The sequence below is a fragment of the Edaphobacter sp. genome, from assembly GCF_035532915.1.
In the GTDB taxonomy this organism is placed as follows: Bacteria; Acidobacteriota; Terriglobia; order Terriglobales; family Acidobacteriaceae; genus Edaphobacter.
The window spans coordinates 1-6,362 of the sequence record NZ_DATKQC010000335.1; the positions used below are offsets into that span (position 1 = coordinate 1).

The following is a 6,362-nucleotide window of genomic DNA, read 5'->3' on the forward strand; positions in this document are numbered from 1 at the left end:
GCGTGGTCCATCAAATCGACTGCGGCATCGTGGTCATTGAGGTAGGTCCAGGCGCACAGCGAAGCGTATGACCATGCTGCGTGAGCAGCGGCCTCCAACTTCTGATCGGAAGCCGGGTGCCCGGTCGAATAGGCCCAACTCCACGTCAGCTCTTTGCAGTTACTACCGTTTGGCGTCATACGCGTATGTGGCGCGGGTGGATTGACGACCAGTTAACTCGCAGTATAGACGACCTTTATTGCTTTAGTTGCGAATAAATCTCGCATCCCTGCCACAAAACCCCCTCTGGAGTGCCTTTAGTAGATATAGGGCACTTATGCGGAGTCCCGGGGGAACCAGGACGAATTCCCCCGGGGTCCGGCGGTACGGAATGATCCTCAACGCCCCAGGAGCCATGTTTACCCCAGAGGGAGTTATGGCCGTCGCCAGCTGAACGAGACATCGACGGAACGAGGAAGACTCTCTGGTCTGAAAGTGCCGCACGTTCAACTACTTTCAAAAATGACCTTCTTGGCCGCCAGAAGATCAACATCGAGGCGCGTATGGCAACTCTCCCCAAATTGCCGGAGCGCTCCCAAGAGTGGAGTGCAGAAGCGATAGCCATGGCTGCTCAGGCCAAAGTGCTTTCTGGATCCAAACTTGAGCAGCTTGTGGTCCGCCTACAGCGCCACAGCGGGCGTCCAAAGGAAGCCTGCTGGCGGTTCATCATCCAGTACGGAATCAAAGGACAGCAAGACCATCGGCGATGGACCGAGGCCGAGTTTGAGATCGTTCGCGAAGAACTTGTGAAGCGATCGATCGAAGAAGTAGCGAGGAAGGTCAATCGGACACCCAAGGCGATCCGAAACATGCTCAATAGAAGCGACCTCAGCTTGCGCGAAATCCGGTGCGACCTATTTTCGGTGGAGAGCCTTGCAAGCGCCCTCCGCGTTCGAAAAGCGGAGGTCGTTTTTTGGATTGAACAGGGATGGCTCCAGGCATCCATCGCCTGCCGCGGCAAGCGGAGATCCTACACCATCACGCCCGAAGCGCTGATGAGCCTTTACAAGCAGCATCATGGCGATGTCTTGAAGCGCGGCATTCCAAATCAGGCCCTCTTCGAGGCGTACGTCCAGTACTGCTTTGCCCCAAAACACACGGTTGGAGAACAGCTGCTCGATGTCCGGCGGGACAAGCGCGAGCGGGCCGCATATGCAGCAGCCGTCGGAGACGAGACGGCCGGCGATGAAGAGGAGGAGGAAGGCGATGAAGACGATGATCAACGCTATGGCGTCGCGATGGCGGAATCGGGTGTCCCCGCAGGACAAGCAGGGTGCCGGGACGAATGAAGTTTGTCCCCACTGTGGTGCACAATTTACCCCACCTCGGCTATCGCTTCGAGAGATTGCCCTCGCAGCTATTTGCGGAAGCCTGCTGCTATTGATACTCGTGCCGGCAAGTTGGATGGCCGAACAGTGGATCGAGGATCAAGGGCATCGAATTCTAGACCGCGTGACCTGGCACGAGCCGCTCGATAGCTGGAGTTTGTGAAACATTCGAGCGACGAGTGCCCGAATGCGCGGACAGAATGAGACAAGGAGCCCGATTGTGTTTTCTTGCTCGCCTCGTGCTGTGGGCAGCAGACCGTGGCCGATGGTGCTGCGTGACCATTGCCTGAACTGCTCAGTTCGCCTTATTCCGCCTTACCTCAGTAAATTGGAATCGAGAGAAGGTCGGCTTAAAGTGTGGGATTTGGCATCTCGGCCTACGAATCTTCAAGACAAGATGATCTCGGTCACTTCGGCGTCCGTCTTTTTGATGTGCTCAACCAACCGTGATCCCTGGCTCTTCGGCACCGCGATGACCAGTAGGCGCTCCGCTCGGGATGCGGCGACGTACAGCTTTCGAGCGGTCTCCGCACTCTTTGCTGGTTGCCCTGTTGTGAGATAGTCGAGCAAGTCTTTGCAGGTTCTGGGGCTCAAGACAACGCATATGCCTGGGAATTCCATCCCTTTAACGGAGTGGATGGTCCGCGGGCTCAAATCGGACGCCGGTTTGCAGGTGAGAATGGCCGACAAGGTTTGATGATTCCGTAGTTTTTGTGCGATTGATCCACTGCCACCCAAGAAAGGAGCCAAAAGGTTTCTTGCTCTTGTTAACCATGCGTCGGCATCTGCGTCATGAGCCGGATCGTATCGAAGTGATTGGAGTAGCTGGAGGACTTCTGGCCGCCAGTCCTCCGCCTTAAGTGCCTCTGCCCTTACAAATTGAAGGTAGGTCTTTGCACCCATCTTGCCGCCCAACTTGAGCACGATGGAGTGTAAGGCTTCCATTGCCTCCTTTCTGGCATTGATTTCAACTCCGGCATGGAAACCTGTTACCGCGAGAGCGAGCCGTACCGTGCGATCCCCTGAATTTGCATCGACGACCTGTCCAATTGCCTTACACGCTGCATCTCTTGCCGAAGAGACCACCGGACATTCGAGATGCGTCAGCCCGTGGCTTTGCAGGAGGTCCTTGAATTTTTTCCCAATCGAATTCGGGATCGAGTTTCCCGGGAAGTGGAGGACGTGGATCTTTGTTGCGTCGCCCGACAGTGCGCCAAGCGACTGATCTCTCGTTTGCTGCTCCCCAGGCGAGCGAAAGGCGGCAATTGCCTTGCAAATGTTCGGATTCGACCGGAAGTTGCCGATCATCGGCAGCTGATTCTGTGGAGCGAATGTTGCGCGAAGAGCAAACAGTTCCTCGGTTACGCCTCCCCGAAACTCGTATATGGACTGGTGCGGATCGCAAATAACCTTGGTGACAATGCCAGAATTTCGAAGCCACTTGATGATTTCGATATCAGCGGGATTGCAATCCTGGGCTTCATCCACCACAATCTCGCGAAAGCGAGCCGCCAAGGCGGCAGAGAGTCTAGTCGAGATCTGTGGGTCTGCGAGATAGCTCTTCACGATCATGCGAACATCGTCGAATCCCACTTCTCCCCGCGCGAGAAAACGATCACGACAATGTTTCGCGGCCGCCTCATATTTGGCGGTCAATGCCGGTTTGGCGCTTACATCAAAACCGCATTGCTTCGCTTTTTCCGGAATGAGCTTTCCTGTGACTTCACTAAAGTATCCAAGCGGGATTTCCTGTGCCCCGCTGTAAGGTGTAATAGCGCGCTCTTGTATATCGGGAATGAGTTGCGGTGGCGTGATACAGCCGGGTATTCCGAGGGGCGCGATAAAGAATTGCCAGATGAACGTGTCAAAGGTTCCCACATAGTGTGGAAACGGCGGGTTGGGAAGCAGTGCCTCCGACTGTAGCCTTGCTTTCAATTCCGAGATCGCGGCATTTGTAAACGAAAGGAAAACAAGCCCCTGTCCTGATGCGTTGTTCTTCAACTCTTGTCGTGCCCGTTCGACAAGGACCTGCGTCTTGCCGGCTCCGGGACACGCAGAGATGAATGCGCTCTCTTTGTGCGCAATGACAGCCTCCTGTTCCGGAGTGGGCTTGAACGCCTTGGGCTTCATTGCACGAGCGCCTCGATCGCAGTCTTCAAGTATCCGGGGACGACGAAATTGGGCGTGCCGCGGATAGATTCAGCAACCATGTGGGCAAAATCTCCTTTGGCTGTGTCTTTGAACAGGGCTTGAATAGCGGCAGCCCTCTGGTCGCCACTCAGCATTACCGCAGCATCCCACTTGGCTTCTGATTTTGGATGGAGCTTTAGATATGCTTCCCTCAACAAGGAGTTGTTCCCTGCGTTGACCAATTCCGTCTCCAGCGAATATGTGTTGATCACGGCTTGGAAAATATGCGATGCGCCTAGATTCTTGGCGATATCGTCATATGTGGTCTTCCTTCGTTCGCCTGGAGTTGCTGTACCCGTAGCCTCATCTGTGCGGTCGCCATCGGTAATGATGACTACACGGTCAGCGATCCGAATTTCGTTGCACGGTGTAAGAAGCAATCGCAAGTAGCACTCGAAGTCGACACCGTCGATGGGCACGAACACCGCGCTCCGAAAGATACGGAATTTGTCCTGATCGCCCTTGAGGACGTGATTCTTGGCGATTATCGGCAGGAGTAGCGCTTCCGCGATTCCTTCAACCAGCAAGACGCGACCGCCGAAAAGGAGCGCGGACTTTGTTACATCAAGGTAGCGATCCACTTTCCGGCGCTCCGGAGCAGAGAGCGCAAGGGCTTTGAGTGGAATGCATCGGGTTGACCGACGGGCCACCGCTGGCAGGGAGTATGCAGGCTGATCCGATGGATTTGTGTCTGGTGCGAAGCCTTCTGTCGGTTCAGAGTCCTCAGGCACCTCTATTCCGGCGGGGGGTGAGTCGGCCTCTATCGCCGTAGCCGTAGGCTCATCGTTGGTCGGCTCTGCGATCGCTGGAGAAGCAGCCGGGACTTCGACTTCGCTGGAGGGGCCGATTGCCTCTGCATTTTTTGGCTTCGCGTGGACAGATCGAAAGAACACAAGTCTCTCACTAGACACCCAGGCGGATAAGTTCGGGGAGTGTGTAGCGACAATGACCTGCAACTGCCCAGCGGGGCCACGATAGTCCGCCTTGATCTTTCTCGATTTCTCCGCTTGTTCCTCTAAGAAACAAAGAACTGCTGCTTGAAGTTGAGGATGAAGATGTGCCTCCGGTTCTTCCACCAAGAACATGGTCAAATCGGCGCTCTTTACCTTTTCCAGTTCGACTGCGATTGTGGCGATGTAAAGAAGATTTGCATAGCCGTGGCCGGTATAGCGCAAGTCTTCGGGTTCGATTCCGTAATCAGCCAGCTTGAAGCGGAGTTCGCGGGCAATATCGATGAGGCTTTCGTCCGTACTGAAGCCAAGTGACGAGGCTTGACGGCGGACGCCAGCCGTCAACGCTGCGAGCCCAATATCAACAGCTCCGCCGATGTCCTTTAAGATTTGTTCCCCTGAGGCGCGCTTCAGTCGTTTGGCGAGCTCGTTGGGATCGACTTCGCCCAGAAAGTGTTGCAAGAGCGCGTAAATTCGAGTTGGGTTACCGGAGGCGAGAGCACGCTTGGCGTCGCGAAGAGGTGGCAAATACACGTGCCGGATCATGTCTTGGCATCCGGGTTCTGGCGCGGACCTCAGATGGCCTGCCCAGCTTGTCGGACGGACAGGAAGACGTTTTTGGGTCTCATCATAGGTTAGGCCGAAGGTCACTTTTTCAAGGGTGTGGTCGGTTACAGCCGAGATCAGTCTTCCTTGCTGTGGGACACTTAAGTCGGAGAATGTGGCTTGAACCTCAAATTTGGGTTCTGCCCCGCCAAAGCGAATGTCTGAGGACTCACAGTAGATTTCGCGCCGGCCGCTAAGGGGCGTTGTGATCAAACGCAGAGCGTCAATGGTATTGCTTTTGCCGCCGTTGTTCTCTCCGACTAGGATCGTCAGATCCTTCCCAAAGCAGATTTGCTCGTCTTCAAACGAGCGGAAGTTGTTAAGCCTGAGTGTGTCCAGGAACATCGGGCCTCCTTTTCAGGCGCTGAAGATCTGTTGCCATCCAAACGCGCACACTTCCCGGACCATTTCCGGTGTCAGGTTCCGCCCGGTGGCGATGCGCGCGGCCTCGCGGGTCGTGTCATCGACTTCGCGAAAATACTCTTCCGCTGCACGCTCGACCACACGGGCAGCCTTCGCGTGCAGCGCGGGCCGAACGTTTGTTTGCCAGTGTTCGCGAATCGCGGCGAGATTGCCGCCAAAGGTCTCGATCGTGTCGTGGATATAAAGAATGTCCTTGGCGCGCCTGTCGCGATCACGCTTTTCGTGAATCAGAATCTTCTGTACCAGGAATGCCGCCACGTTGGGAACAAGGATGCGTCGAACGCCGGGCGTCGGATAGCCCGTGGCCGGGGCGATCATCACGTCCCAGGGATTTTGGAGCAGCAGTTCGAGGTGACGGAGCTTTTGGACGGAGACGCCGGAGACACGTGCAGTTACGTCACGCCTGCCTCCTCGCTTGACCGCGCTGCCCTCAAGCGGCGTCAGAAACTCCGCGTAAAAGCTGTTGTCTCCGCTCTCGACGCGGTAGTGCGCAGCCGGAGGCTGCATATCGCCCATCAGTTCTTCGCGAAAGTCCCTTTCGAGCAGCCGCGCGCGAATCTGCTCGCCGGTAGCGGGCAGATCGGGCGGGACGGCAATGTCGGTGTCGAAGGTTCCCAGAGGCTCGTAGTCGAGCGGCTGCGCGAGAGGGTGCAGGCGGTAGAGGCGGTGTGCCCAACCACCGATAATGACGACCTGATCTAGCCACGGTTCGAGGGCGTCGACCAGGCGGGCGAAATACTCGACATCCGATTGGACGGCCATTACGGTTTCTCCTCGAAGATCGGCGCAAGGACGCGGTGGCGGATCTCTTCGGCCTGTGCCTCGC

The 6,362-nt window shown here is 56.2% G+C and carries 4 protein-coding genes and 1 pseudogene; 1 reads left to right on the forward strand and 4 read right to left on the reverse strand.

Annotated elements, in window-relative coordinates:
* Positions 1-542 precede the first annotated feature (542 nt).
* Entirely contained in the window at positions 543-1,328 is a 786-nt protein-coding gene (locus VMU57_RS16080; protein ID WP_325385223.1) for a hypothetical protein, read from the forward strand.
* Positions 1,329-1,754: 426 nt separating this feature from the next.
* Here the strand turns inward: VMU57_RS16080 and VMU57_RS16085 are convergent, their stop codons facing one another.
* The 4 genes and pseudogenes from VMU57_RS16085 to VMU57_RS16095 all read right to left on the reverse strand — a co-directional run bounded on the left by VMU57_RS16085 (position 1,755) and on the right by VMU57_RS16095 (position 6,298).
* On the reverse strand, positions 1,755-3,497 hold the full coding sequence (locus VMU57_RS16085) for a UvrD-helicase domain-containing protein (RefSeq protein WP_325385225.1): 1,743 nt from the start codon (positions 3,495-3,497) through the stop codon (positions 1,755-1,757).
* Positions 3,494-5,053: an ATP-dependent nuclease gene (locus tag VMU57_RS16090; protein WP_325385227.1), complete on the reverse strand. Its 1,560-nt coding sequence runs from the start codon at positions 5,051-5,053 to the stop codon at positions 3,494-3,496. Before VMU57_RS16090 ends, VMU57_RS16085 begins: the two co-directional genes overlap by 4 nt.
* A gap of 174 nt (positions 5,054-5,227) precedes the next feature.
* A pseudogene (locus VMU57_RS23105) lies at positions 5,228-5,458 on the reverse strand (AAA family ATPase); the annotation flags it as partial.
* Positions 5,459-5,470: 12 nt separating this feature from the next.
* Entirely contained in the window at positions 5,471-6,298 is an 828-nt protein-coding gene (locus tag VMU57_RS16095; RefSeq protein WP_325385229.1) for a GSU2403 family nucleotidyltransferase fold protein, read from the reverse strand.
* Positions 6,299-6,362: the final 64 nt, after the last annotated feature.

Excerpts from the sequence above, each read along its gene's own strand:
- VMU57_RS16080 (WP_325385223.1), top strand. The coding sequence starts at position 543 with ATGGCAACTCTCCCCAAATTGCCGGAGCGCTCCCAAGAGTGGAGTGCA.
- VMU57_RS16085 (WP_325385225.1), bottom strand. The coding sequence starts at position 3,497 with ATGAAGCCCAAGGCGTTCAAGCCCACTCCGGAACAGGAGGCTGTCATT.
- VMU57_RS16090 (WP_325385227.1), bottom strand. The coding sequence starts at position 5,053 with ATGATCCGGCACGTGTATTTGCCACCTCTTCGCGACGCCAAGCGTGCT.
- VMU57_RS16095 (WP_325385229.1), bottom strand. The coding sequence starts at position 6,298 with ATGGCCGTCCAATCGGATGTCGAGTATTTCGCCCGCCTGGTCGACGCC.